Source organism: Escherichia sp. KTE96 (genome assembly GCF_000408525.1).
Lineage (GTDB): Bacteria > Pseudomonadota > Gammaproteobacteria > Enterobacterales > Enterobacteriaceae > Escherichia > Escherichia marmotae.
In genome coordinates this window covers 532,567-554,168 of record NZ_KE137147.1, presented here as the reverse complement: position 1 = coordinate 554,168, position 21,602 = coordinate 532,567, and the positions used below count along the sequence as shown (strand labels likewise).

The 21,602-nt window shown below is 49.9% G+C and carries 16 protein-coding genes and 1 other RNA gene; 15 read left to right on the top strand and 2 right to left on the bottom strand.

Annotation, left to right across the window (positions count from 1 at the left end; translation table 11 throughout):
* Positions 1-8 precede the first annotated feature (8 nt).
* On the bottom strand, positions 9-1,289 hold the full coding sequence (kbaZ, locus tag A1WG_RS15655) for a tagatose-bisphosphate aldolase subunit KbaZ (protein WP_000681963.1): 1,281 nt from the start codon (positions 1,287-1,289) through the stop codon (positions 9-11).
* 248 nt (positions 1,290-1,537) lie between these two features.
* Here kbaZ and agaR point away from each other — a divergent pair, with 248 nt between their 5' ends.
* Positions 1,538-2,362 (top strand): aga operon transcriptional regulator AgaR, encoded by an 825-nt coding sequence (agaR, locus tag A1WG_RS15660; RefSeq protein ID WP_000072182.1) that lies wholly within the window; start codon positions 1,538-1,540, stop codon positions 2,360-2,362.
* 51 nt (positions 2,363-2,413) lie between these two features.
* Here agaR and garD read toward each other — a convergent pair whose 3' ends face one another.
* On the bottom strand, positions 2,414-3,985 hold the full coding sequence (garD, locus tag A1WG_RS15665; protein ID WP_001273732.1) for a galactarate dehydratase: 1,572 nt from the start codon (positions 3,983-3,985) through the stop codon (positions 2,414-2,416).
* Between the two features lie 372 nt (positions 3,986-4,357).
* Here garD and garP point away from each other — a divergent pair, with 372 nt between their 5' ends.
* The 14 genes from garP (at position 4,358) to cyuA (ending at position 21,540) form a co-directional block, all read left to right on the top strand.
* Positions 4,358-5,692, top strand: coding sequence for a galactarate/glucarate/glycerate transporter GarP (gene garP, locus A1WG_RS15670; RefSeq protein WP_000599621.1), 1,335 nt, complete (start codon positions 4,358-4,360; stop codon positions 5,690-5,692).
* Between the two features lie 15 nt (positions 5,693-5,707).
* Positions 5,708-6,478, top strand: a complete 771-nt coding sequence (gene garL, locus A1WG_RS15675; protein WP_001517145.1) for a 2-dehydro-3-deoxyglucarate aldolase — start codon at positions 5,708-5,710, stop codon at positions 6,476-6,478.
* A 29-nt stretch (positions 6,479-6,507) separates the two neighbouring features.
* On the top strand, positions 6,508-7,401 hold the full coding sequence (gene garR / locus A1WG_RS15680; RefSeq protein WP_001517144.1) for a 2-hydroxy-3-oxopropionate reductase: 894 nt from the start codon (positions 6,508-6,510) through the stop codon (positions 7,399-7,401).
* A gap of 92 nt (positions 7,402-7,493) precedes the next feature.
* Positions 7,494-8,639, top strand: a complete 1,146-nt coding sequence (garK, locus tag A1WG_RS15685; protein WP_001517143.1) for a glycerate 2-kinase — start codon at positions 7,494-7,496, stop codon at positions 8,637-8,639.
* Positions 8,640-8,671: 32 nt separating this feature from the next.
* Positions 8,672-9,048: RNase P RNA component class A (gene rnpB / locus A1WG_RS22650), an RNA gene on the top strand.
* 765 nt (positions 9,049-9,813) lie between these two features.
* Positions 9,814-10,752 (top strand): transcriptional regulator TdcA, encoded by a 939-nt coding sequence (tdcA, locus tag A1WG_RS15690; protein ID WP_000104220.1) that lies wholly within the window; start codon positions 9,814-9,816, stop codon positions 10,750-10,752.
* 98 nt (positions 10,753-10,850) lie between these two features.
* On the top strand, positions 10,851-11,840 hold the full coding sequence (gene tdcB, locus A1WG_RS15695; RefSeq protein ID WP_000548354.1) for a bifunctional threonine ammonia-lyase/L-serine ammonia-lyase TdcB: 990 nt from the start codon (positions 10,851-10,853) through the stop codon (positions 11,838-11,840).
* A gap of 21 nt (positions 11,841-11,861) precedes the next feature.
* Positions 11,862-13,193: a threonine/serine transporter TdcC gene (gene tdcC / locus A1WG_RS15700; RefSeq protein ID WP_000107717.1), complete on the top strand. Its 1,332-nt coding sequence runs from the start codon at positions 11,862-11,864 to the stop codon at positions 13,191-13,193.
* 25 nt (positions 13,194-13,218) lie between these two features.
* On the top strand, positions 13,219-14,427 hold the full coding sequence (gene tdcD / locus A1WG_RS15705) for a propionate kinase (protein WP_001517142.1): 1,209 nt from the start codon (positions 13,219-13,221) through the stop codon (positions 14,425-14,427).
* A gap of 33 nt (positions 14,428-14,460) precedes the next feature.
* Positions 14,461-16,755 carry a 2-ketobutyrate formate-lyase/pyruvate formate-lyase gene (gene tdcE, locus A1WG_RS15710; protein ID WP_001517141.1) on the top strand — a complete coding sequence of 765 codons (2,295 nt, stop codon included), beginning with the start codon at positions 14,461-14,463 and terminating at the stop codon, positions 16,753-16,755.
* A gap of 13 nt (positions 16,756-16,768) precedes the next feature.
* Positions 16,769-17,158, top strand: coding sequence for an enamine/imine deaminase (locus A1WG_RS15715; protein WP_000719985.1), 390 nt, complete (start codon positions 16,769-16,771; stop codon positions 17,156-17,158).
* A gap of 69 nt (positions 17,159-17,227) precedes the next feature.
* The gene (tdcG, locus tag A1WG_RS15720; RefSeq protein ID WP_000622150.1) at positions 17,228-18,592 is read left to right on the top strand and encodes an L-serine ammonia-lyase; all 1,365 of its coding nucleotides are present in this window, start codon (positions 17,228-17,230) and stop codon (positions 18,590-18,592) included.
* Between the two features lie 278 nt (positions 18,593-18,870).
* Positions 18,871-20,202: an SLC5/6 family protein gene (locus A1WG_RS15725; RefSeq protein WP_001517139.1), complete on the top strand. Its 1,332-nt coding sequence runs from the start codon at positions 18,871-18,873 to the stop codon at positions 20,200-20,202.
* Positions 20,203-20,229: 27 nt separating this feature from the next.
* Entirely contained in the window at positions 20,230-21,540 is a 1,311-nt protein-coding gene (gene cyuA / locus A1WG_RS15730; protein WP_000483437.1) for a cysteine desulfidase, read from the top strand.
* Positions 21,541-21,602: the final 62 nt, after the last annotated feature.

Genomic DNA, 21,602 nt, shown 5'->3' with positions numbered 1-21,602 from the left:
GTTATGGCTTACTGGCCTTCACAGGCAGCGTGGTACTGCGCCAGGATGTCCTGAATATGGTTAATAATGAGTGCCCGTGGCGTTGGCTGTAGCTCGCCGGAGCGAACTTTTACGTATTGCAGCGGCAGGTACTGGCTGATGAGTGGCTGCGGAATTGGCGCATCTGCCAGGTTGCGGACCAGGTGGGCGAAAGCATCATCAATCTGCCGGTCTGGCCAGTAATAACGCACGCGATCCGAGTAACTGTAGCCGCGTGCCAGACGACGCGCGTTCCTGTCCCCGTGGTAATGGCTTTGCCAGTATTCCGGACGGTCGAGCATCACGTTTTCCAGTACCTGACGCAGACCAGAACAGGCTTTTGCTGGCACCAGTTCTTCTTCGATAGCCGCCAGAGAAAACAGGGCTTCACGTAGGGCGAAGGTCAGCGCCGGGCCAACTTTCAGAATGGCAAAGTGGTCAATGACCAACTGGCGCAGCGATTGCGGTGTTTGATAATCGGTAGAATGAGCTTCGAAAATCAGTGTTTCGTAGTTTTCGACCATCTGACTTAAGGCGATCGCTTTTGCAGGCTGATAATCAATAACGTTGGTGTGATCGAATTCGACGCCGGGTTGTACCACCAGCGCAATAATACGTGGCCAGATGGCATTCAGACCTTGCTTTTCAAAAGCATGACGATGGGCTTCCAGCGTGGTGCGGGCGGCATCCGGTGTAGTCACTGCCAGTTCGCTTAAGGTTTCATGTGCGCCGCCAGGAACCGGAACTTCAGTTCCAATGACATACACCAGATCGGCCTCGCCAAAGTGTTCACGGCAGGTTTCTTCCGCCACTTTCGCCAGGCGAGCGGCGCGTTCAGCAACGATGTCATCGGTTAAGGGGATCGGATCGCCCTGACAGGACATGCTGCAATCAAGGTGAATTTTTTTGAATCCCGCCGTGACGTAGCTTTTTATCAAATCATCGGCATTAGCCATCGCCTGGGTTGCGGGCAGGTTTTGCCAGCGGTTAGGTCCCAGATGATCGCCACCGAGAATTAGCATGTCTTGTGGGAAATTCAGCGAGTCGGCAAGCTGGCAAACAAAGCCGCGAAAATCGGCAGGCGTCATTCCGGTATAACCGCCGAACTGATCCACCTGATTGGACGTTGCTTCAATCAGTAGTGGCGTTTGGTTTGAGAAGGCGTAGCGGATGGCAGCTTCCAGCACCAGCGGATGTGCGGAACAAACGGCATAAATCCCATTTGTTTTGCCCCCTTTGTGCTGCCTCACCATTTCTGTCAGATGTTTCACTTTCCTCTCCAGTTTAGATTACTGCAACCTTGATCTTTCGTTTTGTTTCAATTGATACTGCGTCATGGTGAGATAAAAATAAAACGAAAGATAATAGTTTTCTGATCTGATTCACAAAAGAAACATAATGAAAGTTTCTGAAACGAGGGGCGCTTGCGTCAATGGGCAATGTGGGCTTGCATTTGGTTAATAGAAAGGCGTTAATAAGCAAAACGAAATGAAACGAAAGTTTTACGAAAGGACTTACTATGAGTAATACCGACGCTTCAGGCGAGAAGCGAGTAACAGGCACCAGTGAGAGACGAGAACAGATCATTCAGCGCCTGCGGCAGCAAGGAAGTGTGCAAGTTAATGATCTATCGGCATTGTACGGCGTTTCTACGGTGACGATCCGTAACGATCTGGCATTTCTGGAAAAGCAGGGGATCGCCGTGCGTGCTTATGGTGGCGCGTTGATCTGCGATAGCACGACACCGTCAGTCGAACCTTCGGTGGAAGATAAAAGTGCGCTCAACACTGCGATGAAACGCAGCGTTGCGAAAGCTGCTGTTGAGCTGATTAAGCCTGGCCATCGCGTGATCCTCGACTCCGGAACCACAACCTTTGAGATTGCCCGTCTGATGCGCAAGCATACTGACGTGATTGCGATGACCAACGGTATGAACGTGGCTAATGCTTTGCTGGAAGCTGAGGGCGTTGAGCTACTGATGACCGGCGGGCATTTGCGCCGTCAGTCACAATCTTTTTATGGCGATCAGGCTGAACAATCGCTGCAAAATTACCACTTCGACATGCTGTTTCTCGGTGTAGATGCTATCGATCTGGAGCGCGGCGTCAGTACGCACAATGAAGATGAAGCCCGTTTGAACCGCCGGATGTGCGAAGTTGCGGAACGGATCATCGTGGTTACTGATTCCAGTAAGTTCAATCGCTCCAGTTTACATAAGATCATTGATACCCAGCGGATCGATATGATCATTGTCGATGAAGGCATTCCTGCGGATAGTCTGGAAGGGCTACGAAAGGCCGGGGTTGAGGTGATTCTGGTCGGGGAGAATGCGTCTTCGCTATGACTTACTATGCCCGATAAACGTGTGCCATCGGGCATAATACAAATTGAGTTATCAAGTCACCGGTGCCGGGTTAAACACCGCCAGTTGGTTATGCAGCCCCCATTGGTCTGAGAAGGTTTTCTTCTTTCCGCTGGCAACGTCGAGAATAAAGTGGAACAGTTTCCAGCCCACCTCTTCAATCGTCTCTTCGCCGGTGGCGATGGTGCCCGCATTAATATCCATCAAATCAAACCAACGGTTCGCCAGTTCAGTACGGGTTGCCATTTTAATGACCGGCACTGCCATCAGGCCGTAAGGTGTGCCGCGACCGGTCGTAAATACTTGAACGGTAATTCCTGAAGCCACCTGTTGGGTGCCACAGACAAAGTCGCTGGCTGGCGTCGCGGCGTAAATTAATCCACGTTTGGTCGGACGCTGCCCTGGCGACAGCACTTCTACAATCGCGCTTTTACCTGATTTGGCAATGGAGCCGAGAGCCTTCTCCACGACGTTTGCCAGACCGCCTTTTTTGTTTCCCGGCGAAGGGTTGGCGCTGCGGTCGGTTTTCCCCATATTGAGATAGTTGTCGTACCATTCCATCTCTTCCAGCAGACGCTTACCGACCTCTTCGTTAACGGCGCGCGGCGTCAGCAGATGAATGGCGTCGCGTACTTCCGTCACTTCCGAGAACATCACCGTTGCACCGCAGCGCACCAGCAGATCAGACGCATAGCCAACCGCCGGATTGGCTGTCACGCCAGAAAACGCATCGCTGCCGCCGCACTGCATACCAACAACCAGTTCTGAAGCCGGGCAGGTTTCTCGCTGACGTTGATTCAGCTTGTGCAGATGGCGTTCGGCAACCTGCAAAATATCCTCAACCATTGACTGAAAACCGACATGCTTTTCATCCTGCAAGCTGACAATACTGGCGCTTTCCAGTGGAATAGCCTGCACATCGTCCGTACCGACCAGCAGGCGCTCTGGTTGCAATTTCTCGCATCCGAGGCCAATCACCATCACCTCGCCGCCAAAGTTTGGGTTCAGCGAAATGTTGTGAATGGTTCGAATAGGCACCACCGCCGCTGGGGCATTAATCGCCACGCCACAGCCGTACAGGTGATTCAGCCCCACCACACCATCGACGTTCGGGTATTTCGGCAGCAGGTCGCGCTCAATAATTTTCACCACGTAATCGACGACGCCAGCCACACAATGCACGCTGGTCGTGATGCCGAGCAGGTTCTTGGTGCCCACACTGCCATCGGCATTGCGATAGCCTTCAAAGGTATAACCTTCCAGCGGAGGTAAAGGTTCCGGCACTTTGGTTGCCAGAGGCAAAGTATGTAAGGGGGGCGCTTCAGGCAGAACCACCATCGATTCATCGATCCAGCTTCCACGTGGGATGGCGCGCATGGCGTAACCAATCACTTCGCCATAACGAATAATTTCGCCATCAGCAGGAATGTCGATCAATGCGACTTTATGCCCCTGGGGAATATGCTCAATTAATTCCAGGCCGTCCGGAAAACGCGTTCCTGCTTTCAGGCCATTATCATTAACAATAATTGCCACATTATCTGTGTCATGAACTTTTATATAAAACGCAGTCGGCGTTTCTTGTCTTATTTCGATATTGGCCATTGTTCAATATTCTCCAGCCAGGGGGATATTAAAATGAGCATTAGATCTCATTTAAAAATAAATAACTTCATTAGGTGAAATAAGAATGTCAGGAGTTTAACGGTAGAAATGTGATCAATGTCAATCATTTCAGGGATTGCGACGCTACCCGGCAAGGCAAAGCGTAAATCTGTGCTTTAGCGCGCAATGTTATGTGCATATGCTCAAAATAATATTTAAATTACATTATTTAAGTTCGCATTTGCACAATGATTATTATTACCCCGCTGCTTATACTAATTCACGAGGCCATTGTCATAACTATATGAATGGAACTCATAAATAATACCTTCCCAATAATAAAAATCAACATAAGTACCCGAGGTAAATAAAATGATTCTGGACACCATTGAAGAAAAAAAGAAAAGCGTGCATACCCGCTATTTAATATTATTTATTATTTTTATTGTGACAGCCGTTAACTATGCCGACCGTGCAACGCTGTCGATTGCCGGTACTGAAGTAGCAAAAGAACTGCAATTAAGCACGGTTTCGATGGGGTACATTTTCTCCGCTTTTGGCTGGGCCTATCTGCTAATGCAAATCCCTGGCGGCTGGCTGCTGGATAAGTTTGGATCGAAGAAAGTTTACACTTACAGCCTCTTTTTCTGGTCGCTGTTTACCTTCCTGCAAGGCTTTGTCGATATGTTCCCTATTGCCTGGGCAGGGATCTCCATGTTCTTCATGCGCTTTATGTTGGGCTTCTCGGAAGCGCCGTCATTCCCGGCGAACGCCCGTATTGTTGCCGCCTGGTTCCCGACTAAAGAACGCGGAACAGCTTCCGCCATCTTTAACTCGGCGCAATATTTCTCGCTGGCGCTCTTTTCGCCGCTGCTTGGCTGGCTGACTTTCGCCTGGGGCTGGGAGCACGTCTTTACCGTTATGGGGGGGATTGGTTTTGTACTAACGGCGCTGTGGATTAAGTTGATTCATAACCCGACAGACCATCCGCGCATGTCTGCGGAAGAGTTGAAGTTTATCTCCGAAAATGGTGCGGTGGTCGATATGGATCACAAAAAGCCAGGCGGTGCGACAGCAAGCGGTCCTAAGCTGCATTACATCAAGCAATTGCTCTCTAACCGCATGATGCTGGGGGTATTTTTCGGGCAATATTTTATCAACACCATCACCTGGTTCTTCCTCACCTGGTTCCCGATTTATCTGGTACAGGAAAAGGGGATGTCGATTCTGAAAGTCGGCCTGGTTGCGTCGATTCCGGCATTGTGTGGATTTGCTGGCGGCGTGCTTGGGGGTGTCTTCTCGGATTATCTGATCAAACGCGGTTTGTCATTGACTCTGGCACGTAAGCTACCAATTGTGCTGGGAATGTTGCTGGCTTCCACCATCATCTTATGTAACTACACCAACAACACCACGCTGGTGGTCATGCTGATGGCGTTAGCCTTCTTTGGCAAAGGATTTGGCGCACTGGGCTGGCCGGTGGTTTCCGATACCGCACCGAAAGAGATTGTTGGCCTCTGCGGCGGCGTCTTTAACGTCTTTGGCAATGTCGCCTCCATTGTCACTCCACTGGTGATTGGTTACCTGGTTAGTGAACTGCATTCCTTCAATGCGGCGCTGGTATTTGTGGGATGTTCGGCGCTGATGGCAATGGTCTGCTACCTCTTCGTGGTTGGTGACATTAAACGTATGGAATTGCAGAAATAAGCAAAGGTATAAGCGATGAAGAACGATATTTTCCCCAATAAGTTCAAAGCCGCGTTGGCTGCGAAACAGGTACAGATTGGCTGCTGGTCAGCACTTTCCAACCCGATCAGCACTGAAGTTCTTGGTTTGGCTGGCTTTGACTGGCTGGTGCTGGATGGCGAACATGCGCCAAACGATATTTCCACGTTCATCCCGCAGTTGATGGCGTTGAAAGGTAGCGCCAGTGCGCCAGTAGTGAGGGTGCCGACCAACGAACCGGTGATTATTAAGCGCCTGTTAGATATCGGTTTTTACAACTTCCTGATCCCCTTTGTCGAAACGGAAGAAGACGCGGTACAGGCGGTAGCATCAACGCGTTATCCACCAGAAGGTATTCGCGGCGTCTCCGTTTCTCACCGCGCCAATATGTTTGGCACCGTACCGGACTATTTCGCCCGGTCGAATAAGAACATCGCCATTCTGGCGCAAATCGAAAGCCAGCAGGGCGTCGATAACGTTGACGCCATCGCTGCGACCGAAGGCGTTGATGGCATTTTCGTTGGCCCCAGCGATCTGGCGGCGGCATTAGGTCATCTCGGCAATGCGTCACATCCGGAGGTACAAAAAGCGATTCAACATATTTTCAACCGCGCCAGCGCTTACGGTAAACCCAGTGGCATCCTCGCGCCAGTTGAAGCCGATGCACGCCGTTATCTGGAATGGGGTGCCACATTTGTCGCTGTCGGCAGCGACCTCGGTATTTTCCGCTCCGCCACGCAGAAACTGGCAGATGCCTTTAAAAAATAACGACCACCGCAACAAGAGAGATGATTGATATGACTATGAAAGTTGGTTTTATTGGCCTGGGTATTATGGGTAAACCAATGAGTAAAAACCTTCTGAAAGCAGGTTACTCGCTGGTGGTTTCTGACCGTAATCCAGAAGCTATCGCTGACGTGATTACCGCAGGCGCAGAAACCGCGTCTACGGCTAAAGCCATCGCTGAACAGTGCGATGTCATCATTACCATGCTGCCAAACTCTCCGCACGTGAAAGAGGTGGCGCTGGGGGAAAATGGCATCATTGAAGGTGCAAAACCAGGGACGGTATTAATCGATATGAGTTCAATCGCTCCGCTGGCAAGCCGTGAAATCAGCGAAGCACTGAAAGCGAAAGGTATTGATATGCTGGACGCCCCGGTGAGCGGCGGTGAACCGAAAGCCATCGATGGCACCCTGTCAGTGATGGTGGGTGGCGACAAAGCTATTTTCGACAAATACTATGACTTGATGAAAGCGATGGCGGGATCCGTTGTATATACCGGAGAAATCGGTGCAGGCAACGTCACCAAACTGGCAAACCAGGTCATTGTAGCGCTGAATATTGCGGCGATGTCAGAAGCGTTAACGCTGGCAACCAAAGCGGGCGTTAATCCTGATCTGGTTTATCAGGCGATTCGTGGTGGGCTGGCGGGAAGTACTGTACTCGATGCAAAAGCGCCGCTGGTGATGGACAGGAATTTCAAGCCGGGCTTCCGTATCGATCTGCATATTAAGGATCTGGCAAATGCGCTGGATACCTCCCATGACGTTGGTGCGCAATTGCCGCTGACCGCAGTGGTCATGGAGATGATGCAGGCGCTGCGTGCCGATGGGCTGGGAACAGCAGACCACAGCGCTCTGGCGTGCTACTACGAAAAACTGGCGAAAGTCGAAGTCACTCGCGAGTGACTTCGTGCCCGGATGGCGTGGTGCAATCCGGGCTGGGAGCCAGGCCGAATAAGAGAAACGCCCTCCGGCGTCATGTGGTAACAGGCAAAGATATGAAAATCGTAATCGCCCCAGACTCTTACAAAGAAAGTTTATCTGCCAGCGAGGTTGCGCAGGCGATAGAAAAGGGATTTCGGGAAATTTTTCCTGATGCACACTATGTTTCTGTTCCCGTTGCTGATGGCGGTGAAGGAACGGTGGAAGCGATGATTGCTGCCACTCAGGGGACCGAACGTCAAGCCTGGGTTACGGGGCCGCTGGGTGAGAAGGTGAATGCCTGTTGGGGGATCTCTGGCGACGGTAAAACCGCGTTTATTGAAATGGCGGCGGCCAGTGGGCTGGCGTTGGTTCCAGCGGAAAAGCGTGATCCGTTGGTGACCACTTCTCGTGGTACGGGTGAATTAATCTTGCAGGCGCTGGAGAGTGGCGCAACCACTATTATTATCGGCATTGGCGGCAGTGCTACCAATGATGGCGGCGCGGGAATGGTGCAGGCGCTGGGAGCGAAGTTAAGCGATGCCTGTGGTAATGAAATCGGCTTTGGTGGCGGCAGCCTCAATACCCTGAATACCATTGATATCTCTGGCCTTGATCCACGCTTAAAGGATTGTACGATTCGCGTCGCCTGCGATGTCACCAATCCGCTGGTGGGTGACAGCGGCGCTTCACGTATCTTTGGCCCGCAGAAAGGGGCTAATGAAGCCACGATTGTTGAGCTGGACAAGAATCTCTCTCACTATGCTGATGTCATCAAAAAATCGCTGTATGTTGATGTGAAAGACGTCCCCGGATCTGGTGCTGCGGGCGGTATGGGGGCGGCGCTAATGGCGTTTCTTGGTGCAGAGCTAAAGAGCGGCATTGAGATTGTGACTACGGCGTTGAATCTGGAAGAACATATTCACGATTGTACGTTGGTGATCACCGGAGAAGGGCGCATTGATAGCCAGAGTATCCACGGCAAAGTACCGATTGGCGTAGCGAATGTCGCGAAGAAATACCATAAACCGGTAATTGGTATTGCAGGGAGTCTGACGAAGGATGTCGGCGTTGTGCATCAGCACGGCATCGATGCCGTATTCAGCGTGTTGAACAGCATTGTTACCCTGGATGAAGCTTTCAGCGGGGCTTATGACAATATTTACCGCGCTTCACGCAATATCGCCGCCACACTGGCGATTGGAATGCGCAGTGCGGGGTGACAAGGGCGTGCAAACCCTCTATACTTCGCGCCGAAGCTGACCAGACAGTCGCCGCTTCGTCGTCGTCCTCTTCGGGGGAGACGGGCGGAGGGGAGGAAAGTCCGGGCTCCATAGGGCAGGGTGCCAGGTAACGCCTGGGGGGGAAACCCACGACCAGTGCAACAGAGAGCAAACCGCCGATGGCCCACGCAAGTGGGATCAGGTAAGGGTGAAAGGGTGCGGTAAGAGCGCACCGCGCGGCTGGTAACAGTCCGTGGCACGGTAAACTCCACCCGGAGCAAGGCCAAATAGGGGTTCATAAGGTACGGCCCGTACTGAACCCGGGTAGGCTGCTTGAGCCAGTGAGCGATTGCTGGCCTAGATGAATGACTGTCCACGACAGAACCCGGCTTATCGGTCAGTTTCACCTGATTTAACAAAGCCCGTCAGTGCAAGCTGGCGGGTTTTTTCTTTTTGGGGCGGGCAGGAAGATGAATGACTGTCCACGACGCTATACCCAAAAGAACGCGGCCTGTTGGTTTAATATAAACACTCTTTTTAGCCATCCTGTGGTCTATGCTGATAACTTACTTCGAATAGCAATTATTAGTTTTGTGATCCTCAACACAAAATGCTATTCGGTAACCGTAAAACAAGAATAAATCATGGGAAACGATTGCGTTCACAAAATGACGTCCTGCCATTGAGAGGAAAAATGACGTTAATCAATTGTTTTATTTGTTTAATGTATGTTTATTGGGTTTTAAGTCTTTGCTATAATCAATGTTTCATCTTCAACAAATGGCGCAAAAAAATGTGATGTGCCGCATTATTTATCTATGAAAACGATTTATTTATAATAAAATTTGATAACTTGCGCATTAAATTTAACTTAAAATTCGTCTGCGAAATACACGGTAATTGATTGAAATATCGTCTAAGCGCATTTTCTAATAAGAAAAATCAAGCGTGTTGTTATCGCCATAAAATATGGTTATCCCCCCTTGTTTTTTTGATAAAAGTCAGGCTTTGTGTTGATTTTTATTGTCTAACTCATTGATATTAAATGGACATATCGCTTTAAGGATTTACCTGGAAAACTATTGAAAGTTAATTTGTGAGTGGTCGCACATATCCTGTTCATTCCATTTTGATACAATTCATTCCGTCAATGAGGTAATTAACGCAGGTTGTTATGAGCACTATTCTTCTTCCTAAAACGCAACACCTGGTAGTCTTTCAGGAAGTCATCAGAAGTGGCTCTATTGGATCGGCTGCAAAAGAATTAGGGTTAACTCAACCAGCGGTAAGTAAAATCATTAACGATATTGAAGATTATTTTGGCGTTGAATTAGTCGTTCGGAAAAATACCGGCGTAACGCTGACACCTGCTGGTCAATTGTTGCTCTCTCGTTCCGAATCCATTACCCGCGAAATGAAAAATATGGTTAATGAGATTAGCGGTATGTCCACTGAGGCTGTAGTGGAAGTCTCATTTGGTTTTCCATCGCTGATTGGCTTTACCTTTATGTCCGGGATGATCAACAAATTCAAAGAGGTGTTCCCGAAAGCGCAGGTCTCAATGTATGAAGCGCAACTGTCTTCGTTCTTACCGGCTATCCGCGATGGGCGCCTGGATTTTGCGATAGGTACGTTAAGTGCAGAAATGAAGCTTCAGGATTTGCATGTTGAGCCGCTGTTCGAATCAGAATTCGTGCTGGTTGCCGGTAAGTCCCGAACATGCACCGGCACCACCACGCTGGAGTCTTTGAAGAACGAACAGTGGGTGTTGCCACAAACGAATATGGGATACTACAGCGAGCTACTCACCACGCTACAAAGAAATGGCATCAGTATTGAAAACATCGTTAAAACCGACTCGGTCGTCACCATTTATAATCTTGTTCTCAATGCTGATTTCTTAACCGTTATTCCCTGCGATATGACTTCACCTTTTGGTTCTAATCAATTTATTACTATTCCGGTTGAGGAAACGTTGCCGGTGGCACGATATGCCGCAGTATGGTCAAAAAATTATCGTATCAAAAAAGCAGCATCAGTTTTGGTGGAATTAGCTAAAGAGTATTCATCTTATAATGGGTGTCGACGAAGGCAATTAATAGAAGTTGGTTAGTTATTTGTTTTTTATTTAAACATGAATAATCCACCTGTATTTTTACAGGTGTTGGTTACGGTTACCTACAAATTTAATTCAGGCGAAGAGGTTTTATAATGCATATTACATACGATCTGCCGGTTGCTATTGATGACATTATTGAAGCAAAACAACGTCTGGCTGGGCGAATTTATAAAACAGGCATGCCTCGCTCTAACTACTTTAGTGAACGTTGCAAAGGTGAAATATTCCTGAAGTTTGAAAACATGCAGCGTACTGGTTCATTTAAAATTCGAGGTGCATTTAATAAATTAAGCTCCTTAACCGATGCCGAGAAACGCAAGGGGGTAGTGGCCTGTTCGGCGGGCAACCATGCACAAGGGGTTTCGCTTTCCTGTGCGATGCTGGGGATTGATGGTAAAGTCGTGATGCCGAAAGGCGCGCCAAAATCCAAAGTTGCGGCAACGTGTGACTACTCCGCTGAAGTCGTACTGCATGGCGATAACTTCAACGATACCATCGCCAAAGTAAGTGAAATTGTCGAAACGGAAGGTCGCATCTTTATTCCCCCTTATGATGATCCGAAAGTCATTGCCGGCCAGGGAACGATTGGTCTGGAAATTATGGAAGATCTCTATGATGTCGATAACGTAATTGTACCAATTGGCGGTGGTGGTTTAATTGCCGGTATTGCAGTGGCGATTAAATCTATTAACCCAACTATCCGTGTTATTGGTGTGCAGTCAGAAAACGTTCACGGTATGGCGGCTTCTTTCCACTCGGGAGAAATAACCACGCACCGAACTACCGGCACCCTGGCGGATGGTTGTGATGTCGCTCGCCCGGGTAATTTAACTTACGAAATCGTTCGTGAATTAGTCGATGATATCGTGCTGGTTAGCGAAGACGAAATCAGAAACAGTATGATTGCCTTAATTCAGCGCAATAAAGTCGTCACCGAAGGCGCGGGCGCTCTGGCATGTGCTGCATTATTAAGCGGTAAATTAGACCAATATATTCAAAACAGAAAAACCGTCAGTATTATTTCCGGCGGTAATATCGATCTTTCCCGCGTCTCTCAAATCACCGGTTTCGTTGGCGCTTAATTAATTCGTTGAGGATAGGATATGAGTACTTCAGATAGCATTGTATCCAGCCAGACAAAACAATCGTCATGGCGTAAATCAGATACCACATGGACGTTAGGTTTGTTTGGCACGGCAATCGGCGCCGGGGTGCTGTTCTTCCCTATCCGCGCAGGTTTTGGCGGACTAATTCCGATTCTGCTGATGTTGGTATTGGCATACCCAATCGCGTTTTATTGTCACCGGGCGCTGGCGCGTCTGTGCCTTTCCGGCTCTAACCCTTCCGGCAACATTACGGAAACGGTGGAAGAGCATTTTGGTAAAACCGGCGGCGTGGTCATTACGTTCCTGTATTTCTTCGCGATTTGCCCACTGCTGTGGATTTATGGCGTTACCATTACCAACACCTTTATGACTTTCTGGGAAAACCAGCTCGGCTTTGCGCCACTGAATCGCGGCTTTGTGGCGCTGTTCCTGCTGCTGTTGATGGCCTTCGTCATCTGGTTTGGTAAGGATCTGATGGTTAAAGTAATGAGCTACCTGGTATGGCCGTTTATCGCCAGCCTGGTGCTGATTTCTCTGTCGCTGATCCCTTACTGGAACTCTGCGGTTATCGATCAAGTTGATCTCGGTGCGCTGTCGTTAACGGGTCATGATGGCATTCTGATCACCGTCTGGTTGGGGATTTCCATTATGGTCTTCTCATTTAACTTCTCGCCAATCGTCTCTTCCTTCGTGGTTTCTAAACGTGAAGAGTATGAGAAAGATTTTGGACGCGACTTCACCGAGCGTAAATGTTCACAAATTATCTCTCGCGCCAGCATGTTGATGGTTGCGGTAGTGATGTTCTTCGCCTTTAGCTGCCTGTTTACACTTTCTCCGGCGAATATGGCGGAAGCGAAAGCGCAGAATATTCCGGTACTTTCTTATCTGGCTAACCACTTTGCGTCCATGACCGGCACCAAAACGACGTTCGCTATTACGCTGGAATATGCGGCTTCCATCATCGCACTGGTGGCTATCTTCAAATCTTTCTTCGGTCACTATTTGGGGACGCTGGAAGGTCTGAACGGTCTGATTCTGAAGTTCGGTTATAAAGGTGACAAAACCAAAGTGTCGCTGGGTAAACTGAATACTATCAGCATGATCTTCATCATGGGCTCTACCTGGGTTGTCGCCTACGCCAACCCGAACATTCTGGACCTGATTGAAGCGATGGGTGCGCCGATTATTGCCTCACTGCTGTGCCTGTTGCCGATGTACGCCATTCGTAAAGCGCCGTCTCTGGCGAAATACCGTGGTCGTCTGGATAACGTGTTTGTCACCGTGATTGGTCTGCTGACCATCCTGAACATCGTATACAAACTGTTTTAATCTGTAACTCAGGATGAGAAAAGAGATGAATGAATATCCGGTTGTTTTAGTTATTAACTGTGGTTCGTCTTCAATTAAGTTTTCTGTGCTGGATACCTCAGACTGTGAAGTATTAATGTCAGGTATTGCCGATGGTATTAACTCGGAAAATGCATTCTTATCCGTAAATGGAGGAGAGCCAGCACCGCTGGCTCACCACAGCTACGAAGGTGCATTGAAGGCAATTGCATTTGAACTGGAAAAACGGAATTTAAATGACAGAGTGGCCTTAATTGGCCACCGTATCGCCCACGGCGGCAGTATTTTTACCGAGTCCGCCATTATTACCGATGAGGTCATTGATAATATCCGCCGTGTTTCCCCGCTTGCGCCGCTGCATAATTACGCCAATTTAAGTGGTATTGAATCGGCACAGCAATTATTTCCAGGTGTAACTCAGGTGGCGGTATTTGATACCAGCTTCCATCAGACAATGGCTCCAGAGGCTTATTTATATGGCCTGCCGTGGAAATATTACGAAGAGCTTGGCGTGCGTCGTTATGGCTTCCACGGAACCTCGCACCGCTACGTTTCTCAGCGCGCCTATTCGCTGCTGGATCTGGCGGAAGATGACTCCGGTCTGGTGGTCGCGCATCTTGGCAATGGTGCATCTATCTGTGCAGTTCGCAATGGTCAGAGCGTGGATACCTCAATGGGAATGACGCCGCTGGAAGGGTTGATGATGGGCACGCGCAGTGGTGATGTTGACTTCGGTGCGATGTCCTGGGTGGCGAGTCAAACCAACCAGAGCCTGGGCGACCTGGAACGCGTGGTAAATAAAGAGTCGGGATTATTAGGTATTTCCGGTCTTTCTTCCGACTTGCGCGTACTGGAAAAAGCCTGGCATGAAGGCCATGAGCGTGCACAACTGGCAATTAAAACCTTTGTTCACCGAATTGCCCGCCATATTGCCGGACACGCTGCCTCATTACATCGCCTGGATGGAATTATATTCACCGGTGGAATAGGGGAGAACTCAAGTTTAATTCGTCGTTTGGTTATGGGACATTTAGCTGTATTAGGAGTAGAGATTGATACAGAAATGAATAATCGATCTAACTCTTACGGTGAACGAATTATTTCCAGTGAAAATGCGAGCGTAATTTGCGCCGTTATTCCGACCAACGAAGAAAAAATGATTGCCTTAGATGCGATTCATTTAGGCAAAGTAAACGCCCCCGCAGAATTTGCATAATTTAGTTGAAGTATTGTAGAGAGATTATTTTTCATGAAGGTAGATATCGATACCAGCGATAAGCTGTACGCCGACGCATGGCTTGGCTTTAAAGGTACGGACTGGAAAAACGAAATTAATGTCCGCGATTTTATTCAACACAACTATACACCTTATGAAGGGGATGAATCTTTCCTTGCCGAAGCAACGCCTGCAACCACGGCGTTGTGGGAAAAAGTAATGGAGGGCATTCGTATCGAAAACGCGACTCACGCGCCGTTAGATTTCGATACCAATATTGCCACCACCATTACCGCTCATGATGCGGGATATATTGATCAGCCGCTGGAAAAAATAGTGGGTCTGCAAACGGATGCGCCGTTAAAACGCGCGCTGCATCCGTTCGGTGGCATTAATATGATTAAAAGTTCATTCCACGCGTATGGCCGTGAAATGGACAGCGAATTTGAGTACATCTTTACCGATCTGCGTAAAACCCATAACCAGGGTGTATTTGATGTTTATTCACCGGATATGCTGCGCTGCCGTAAATCTGGGGTACTGACCGGTTTGCCGGACGGTTATGGTCGCGGACGTATTATCGGAGACTATCGCCGCGTGGCGTTGTACGGCATCAGCTATCTGGTGCGTGAACGCGAACTGCAATTTGCCGATCTTCAGTCTCGTCTGGAAAAAGGCGAAGATCTGGAAGCCACTATCCGTCTGCGTGAAGAACTGGCAGAACATCGTCGTGCGCTGTTACAGATTCAGGAAATGGCAGCGAAATATGGCTTTGACATTTCCCGTCCGGCGCAAAATGCGCAGGAAGCGGTGCAATGGCTCTATTTCGCCTACCTGGCGGCGGTGAAATCGCAAAACGGTGGTGCGATGTCTCTTGGTCGTACCGCGTCGTTCCTCGATATCTACATTGAACGCGACTTTAAAGCCGGTGTGCTCAATGAGCAGCAGGCGCAGGAACTGATCGACCACTTCATCATGAAGATCCGCATGGTGCGCTTCTTGCGTACACCAGAATTTGATTCGCTGTTCTCCGGCGATCCAATCTGGGCTACGGAAGTGATCGGCGGGATGGGGCTGGATGGCCGCACACTGGTGACCAAAAACTCCTTCCGTTATCTGCATACCCTGCACACTATGGGGCCAGCACCGGAACCTAACCTGACTATTCTGTGGTCGGAAGCGCTGCCGATTGCCTTCAAAAAATATGCGGCGCAAGTGTCTATCGTCACCTCTTCCTTGCAGTATGAAAACGACGATCTGATGCGCACTGACTTCAACAGCGATGATTACGCGATTGCCTGCTGCGTCAGCCCAATGGTGATTGGTAAGCAGATGCAGTTCTTCGGCGCACGCGCTAACCTGGCGAAAACATTGCTGTATGCAATCAACGGCGGGATGGACGAGAAGCTGAAGATTCAGGTGGGCCCGAAAATGGCTCCGCTGATGGACGACGTGCTGGACTACGACAAAGTGATGGATAACCTCGACCACTTCATGGACTGGCTGGCGGTGCAGTACATCAGCGCGCTGAACCTCATCCACTACATGCATGACAAGTACAGCTACGAAGCCTCGCTGATGGCACTGCACGATCGTGATGTTTATCGCACGATGGCATGCGGGATTGCTGGCTTGTCGGTGGCGACGGACTCCTTGTCCGCAATTAAATATGCTCGCGTGAAACCGATTCGTGACGAAAACGGCCTGGCGGTGGACTTCGAAATTGACGGTGAATATCCGCAGTACGGCAACAACGACGAGCGCGTAGACAGTATTGCCTGCGACCTGGTTGAACGCTTTATGAAGAAAATTAAAGCGCTACCAACCTATCGTAACGCCGTGCCGACCCAGTCGATTCTGACGATCACCTCAAACGTCGTGTACGGACAGAAGACAGGTAACACGCCGGACGGTCGTCGTGCGGGTACTCCGTTTGCCCCTGGCGCTAACCCGATGCACGGTCGTGACCGCAAAGGGGCCGTGGCTTCGCTGACCTCTGTGGCGAAACTGCCGTTCACCTACGCCAAAGACGGTATTTCGTACACCTTCTCAATTGTCCCTGCGGCGTTGGGCAAAGAAGATCCGGTACGCAAAACCAACCTTGTCGGTCTGCTGGATGGCTATTTCCACCACGAAGCGGATATCGAAGGCGGTCAACATCTCAACGTCAACGTTATGAACCGGGAAATGTTGTTGGATGCCATCGAGCACCCGGAAAAATACCCTAACCTGACAATCCGTGTCTCTGGCTACGCTGTGCGCTTCAACGCGCTGACCCGTGAACAGCAACAGGATGTGATTTCACGTACCTTTACCCAGGCGCTCTGACGCCGGAGGATGTATGAAAAAAATTATCGAAACGCAACGTGCCCCGGGGGCAATCGGCCCTTATGTTCAGGGTGTGGATTTAGGCAGCATGGTCTTCACTTCCGGGCAAATTCCGGTTTGCCCGCAGAGCGGCGAGATCCCGGCTGATGTGAAAGATCAGGCACGTTTAAGCCTGCAAAACGTCAAAGAGATTGTTGTCGCTGCCGGTTTGTCCGTGGGCGATATCGTCAAGATGACGGTATTTATCACCGATCTGAACGACTTCGCCACCATCAATGAAGTCTATAAGCAGTTCTTTGATGAGCATCAGGCGACCTACCCGACCCGTAGCTGCGTGCAGGTCGCGCGTTTGCCGAAAGATGTGAAGCTGGAAATCGAAGCTATCGCAGTACGTAGCGTGTAAAGCCCGGAGTGGGGCGGCCGCAGAGTCGTCCCACTCCTCTTCACAGAGTGGCAATCCGAGAGTGTGGTTATGATTAGTGCATTCGATATTTTCAAAATTGGTATTGGTCCCTCCAGTTCGCATACCGTGGGGCCAATGAATGCTGGAAAAAGTTTTATCGATCGGCTGGTAAGTAGTGGTTTATTAACCGCAACGAGCCACATTGTGGTCGATCTTTACGGGTCGTTGTCACTGACGGGCAAAGGCCATGCCACGGATATCGCTATCATCATGGGACTGGCAGGGAACAGTCCGCAGGATGTTGTTATTGATGAGATCCCTGCATTTATTGAACTTGTGACGCGCAGTAGTCGACTCCCGGTGGCGGCAGGCGCACATGTGGTTGATTTTCCTGTAGCAAAAAACATTATTTTTCATCCGGAAATGTTGCCGCGTCATGAGAACGGAATGCGGATTACTGCCTGGAAAGGGCAGAAAGAACTCTTAAGCAAAACCTATTATTCTGTCGGCGGCGGTTTTATTGTTGAAGACGAACACTTCGGCCTGACGCATGATGTCGAAATGCCAGTACCTTATGACTTCCATTCGGCAGGCGAACTGCTGAAAATGTGTGATTACAATGGGCTGTCTATTTCTGGTCTGATGATGCAAAACGAACTGGCGTTGCGCAGCAAAGCGGAAATTGACGCTGGTTTTGCGCGTATCTGGCAGGTGATGTCTGACGGTATTGAACGCGGCATGAACACCGAAGGCGTATTGCCTGGCCCGCTCAATGTCCCACGCCGGTCGGTGGCGCTGCGCCGCTTGCTGCTTTCTAGTGACAATATCTCTAACGATCCAATGAATGTGATCGACTGGATCAATATGTTTGCTCTGGCGGTCAGTGAAGAAAACGCCGCTGGTGGACGTGTAGTGACGGCACCCACTAACGGCGCTTGCGGTATTATTCCGGCGGTGCTGGCCTATTACGATAAATTCCGCCGTCCGCTCAATGAGCGCTCTATCGCTCGTTTTCTACTGGCGGCTGGTGCTATCGGCGCGCTATATAAAATGAATGCCTCCATTTCCGGTGCGGAAGTGGGGTGTCAGGGGGAAATTGGCGTGGCCTGTTCGATGGCAGCGGCAGGGCTAACCGAACTGCTGGGCGGTAGCCCGGCTCAGGTGTGTAATGCGGCGGAAATCGCCATGGAGCATAACCTTGGGCTGACCTGCGATCCGGTAGCCGGGCAGGTGCAAATTCCGTGTATTGAGCGGAATGCGATTAATGCCGTGAAAGCGGTGAACGCAGCGCGGATGGCGATGCAGCGTACCTCTGCACCACGTGTTTCGCTCGATAAAGTGATCGAGACGATGTATGAGACTGGCAAAGATATGAACGATAAATACCGCGAAACTTCACGCGGAGGACTGGCTATTAAAGTGGTCTGCGGCTGACATTGTTGTCAGCTTTCATCCTTGGGTGCACAAAATGTGCACCCTTTTTTATTGTGATCTGCCGCAAATAGAGAATAACCATTTCCTATTTATTGATTTGGTAGAAAATTATTATCCATCACCGTTATTTCAAAGTCTTGATTGTGAAGATTTTCTCTGACCTCACGCGTATCATTTCTTTATTCTAATAACTCGCCTGCAAAAAACGTAGACCGCATATCGCCTTGATGCGGCTCGGAAAAAAATAATAAGCCCTACAAAATATTGAGCGAGAAATTATGGAAATTGCATCGAATAAAGGCGTTATTGCAGACGCTTCGACCCCGGCGGGTCGTGCTGGAATGAGCGAAAGTGAGTGGCGTGAAGCAATCAAATTCGACAGTACCGACACCGGTTGGGTGATTATGAGTATTGGGATGGCGATTGGCGCGGGGATTGTTTTTCTCCCGGTGCAGGTCGGTTTGATGGGATTGTGGGTATTTTTGCTCTCATCAGTGATTGGTTACCCGGCAATGTATCTGTTTCAGCGGTTGTTTATTAATACGCTGGCCGAATCGCCGGAGTGTAAAGATTATCCGAGCGTCATCAGTGGCTATTTAGGCAAAAACTGGGGCATCCTGTTAGGTGCACTTTATTTCGTGATGCTGGTGATCTGGATGTTCGTCTATTCCACCGCCATCACCAACGATAGTGCCTCCTATCTGCATACTTTTGGCGTGACCGAAAGCGTGCTGTCAGACAATCCGTTTTATGGACTGGTACTGATTTGTATTCTGGTGGCGATCTCCTCACGCGGCGAGAAACTGTTATTCAAAATTTCAACCGGCATGGTGCTGACCAAACTGTTGGTAGTCGCGGCATTAGGCGTGTCGATGGTCGGAATGTGGCATCTGTATAACGTGGGTTCGCTGCCGCCGCTGGGGCTGCTGGTGAAAAACGCGATTATTACGCTGCCGTTTACTCTGACCTCAATCCTGTTTATTCAGACTTTAAGCCCGATGGTGATTTCCTATCGCTTGCGGGAAAAATCGATTGAAGTGGCGCGACATAAAGCGCTACGGGCAATGAACATTGCATTTGGCATTTTGTTCGTCACTGTCTTTTTCTATGCCGTGTCGTTCACCCTGGCGATGGGACATGACGAAGCGGTAAAAGCCTATGAGCAGAATATTTCTGCCCTGGCGATTGCCGCGCAGTTTATTAGCGGTGATGGCGCAGCGTGGGTAAAAGTGGTCAGCGTCATTCTCAATATCTTTGCCGTAATGACCGCGTTCTTTGGCGTCTATTTAGGCTTTCGCGAAGCCACGCAAGGGATAGTAATGAACATCCTGCGCCGCAAGATACCAGCCGAGAAGATTAACGAAAATCTCGTCCAGCGCGGCATCATGATTTTCGCTATTTTACTGGCCTGGAGCGCCATCGTACTGAACGCGCCGGTGTTGAGCTTCACCTCTATCTGTAGCCCGATTTTCGGCATGGTGGGGTGCCTGATCCCGGCGTGGCTGGTTTACAAAGTACCGGCATTGCACAAATACAAAGGTGCCTCTCTGTACCTGATTATCGTCACCGGTTTGTTGCTCTGTGTTTCACCGTTCCTGGCATTTTCTTGATTTACCTGAAATTTTAAGGTTTTTATTATGTTTAATTCGACTTTAAATCCGTTATGGCAGCGTTACATCCTCGCAGTACAGGAGGAGGTAAAACCGGCGCTGGGATGTACTGAACCTATTTCACTGGCGCTGGCAGCGGCGGTTGCTGCGGCAGAACTGGAAGGTCCGGTTGAACGTGTAGAAGCCTGGGTTTCGCCAAATCTGATGAAGAACGGTCTGGGGGTCACCGTTCCCGGTACGGGAATGGTGGGGCTGCCGATTGCAGCGGCGCTGGGAGCGTTAGGCGGAAATGCCAAAGCTGGGCTGGAAGTGCTGAAAGATGCGACAGCACAGGCGATTGCCGATGCCAAAGCGTTGCTGGCGGCGGGAAAAGTGTCGGTTAAGATCCAGGAGCCTTGCGATGAAATCCTCTTCTCTCGCGCCAAAGTCTGGAGTGGTGAGAAGTGGGCTTGTGTCACCATCGTCGGCGGACATACCAACATTGTGCATATTGAGACGCACAATGGCGTGGTGTTTACTCAGCAGGCGTGTGTGGCCGAGGGCGAGCAAGAGTCGCCGCTGGCGGTGCTGTCTAATACGACGCTGGCAGAGATCCTGAAGTTCGTCAATGAAGTGCCGTTTGAGGCGATTCGCTTTATTCTCGATTCTGCGAAGTTAAATTGCGCATTATCGCAGGAAGGTTTAAGCGGTAACTGGGGGTTGCATATTGGCGCGACGCTGGAAAAACAGTGTGCACGCGGTTTGCTGGCGAAAGATCTCTCTTCGTCAATTGTGATTCGTACCAGCGCGGCATCTGATGCGCGTATGGGCGGCGCAACGCTTCCGGCGATGAGTAACTCGGGTTCTGGTAATCAGGGGATCACCGCGACAATGCCTGTGGTAGTGGTAGCGGAACACTTCGGTGCTGATGATGAGCGTCTGGCGCGCGCGTTGATGCTTTCGCATTTGAGCGCGATTTACATCCATAACCAGTTGCCGCGATTGTCTGCGCTGTGTGCTGCAACGACGGCAGCAATGGGGGCCGCCGCCGGGATGGCATGGCTGGTGGATGGGCGTTATGAAACGATCTCAATGGCGATCAGCAGTATGATCGGTGATGTTAGCGGTATGATTTGCGATGGCGCATCGAACAGTTGTGCTATGAAGGTTTCGACCAGTGCTTCGGCAGCATGGAAAGCGGTGTTAATGGCGCTGGATGATACCGCCGTGACCGGCAATGAAGGCATTGTGGCGCATGATGTTGAGCAGTCGATTGCCAATCTGTGTGCGCTGGCAAGCCATTCGATGCAGCAAACGGATCGGCAGATTATCGAGATTATGGCGAGCAAGGCCAGATAAGCGCCGGATTTCGGATGTCATACCTGATGCCGGATGCGATGCTGGTGCATCTTATCCGGCCT

Bases quoted from the DNA above. Each gene is read 5' to 3' on its own strand.
- A1WG_RS15715 (WP_000719985.1), top strand. From the start codon at position 16,769: ATGAAAAAAATTATCGAAACGCAACGTGCCCCGGGGGCAATCGGCCCT.
- garD (WP_001273732.1), bottom strand. From the start codon at position 3,985: ATGGCCAATATCGAAATAAGACAAGAAACGCCGACTGCGTTTTATATA.
- tdcG (WP_000622150.1), top strand. From the start codon at position 17,228: ATGATTAGTGCATTCGATATTTTCAAAATTGGTATTGGTCCCTCCAGT.
- tdcD (WP_001517142.1), top strand. From the start codon at position 13,219: ATGAATGAATATCCGGTTGTTTTAGTTATTAACTGTGGTTCGTCTTCA.
- tdcB (WP_000548354.1), top strand. From the start codon at position 10,851: ATGCATATTACATACGATCTGCCGGTTGCTATTGATGACATTATTGAA.
- garK (WP_001517143.1), top strand. From the start codon at position 7,494: ATGAAAATCGTAATCGCCCCAGACTCTTACAAAGAAAGTTTATCTGCC.
- garP (WP_000599621.1), top strand. From the start codon at position 4,358: ATGATTCTGGACACCATTGAAGAAAAAAAGAAAAGCGTGCATACCCGC.
- agaR (WP_000072182.1), top strand. From the start codon at position 1,538: ATGAGTAATACCGACGCTTCAGGCGAGAAGCGAGTAACAGGCACCAGT.
- tdcA (WP_000104220.1), top strand. From the start codon at position 9,814: ATGAGCACTATTCTTCTTCCTAAAACGCAACACCTGGTAGTCTTTCAG.
- garL (WP_001517145.1), top strand. From the start codon at position 5,708: ATGAAGAACGATATTTTCCCCAATAAGTTCAAAGCCGCGTTGGCTGCG.
- A1WG_RS15725 (WP_001517139.1), top strand. From the start codon at position 18,871: ATGGAAATTGCATCGAATAAAGGCGTTATTGCAGACGCTTCGACCCCG.
- tdcC (WP_000107717.1), top strand. From the start codon at position 11,862: ATGAGTACTTCAGATAGCATTGTATCCAGCCAGACAAAACAATCGTCA.
- garR (WP_001517144.1), top strand. From the start codon at position 6,508: ATGACTATGAAAGTTGGTTTTATTGGCCTGGGTATTATGGGTAAACCA.
- tdcE (WP_001517141.1), top strand. From the start codon at position 14,461: ATGAAGGTAGATATCGATACCAGCGATAAGCTGTACGCCGACGCATGG.
- cyuA (WP_000483437.1), top strand. From the start codon at position 20,230: ATGTTTAATTCGACTTTAAATCCGTTATGGCAGCGTTACATCCTCGCA.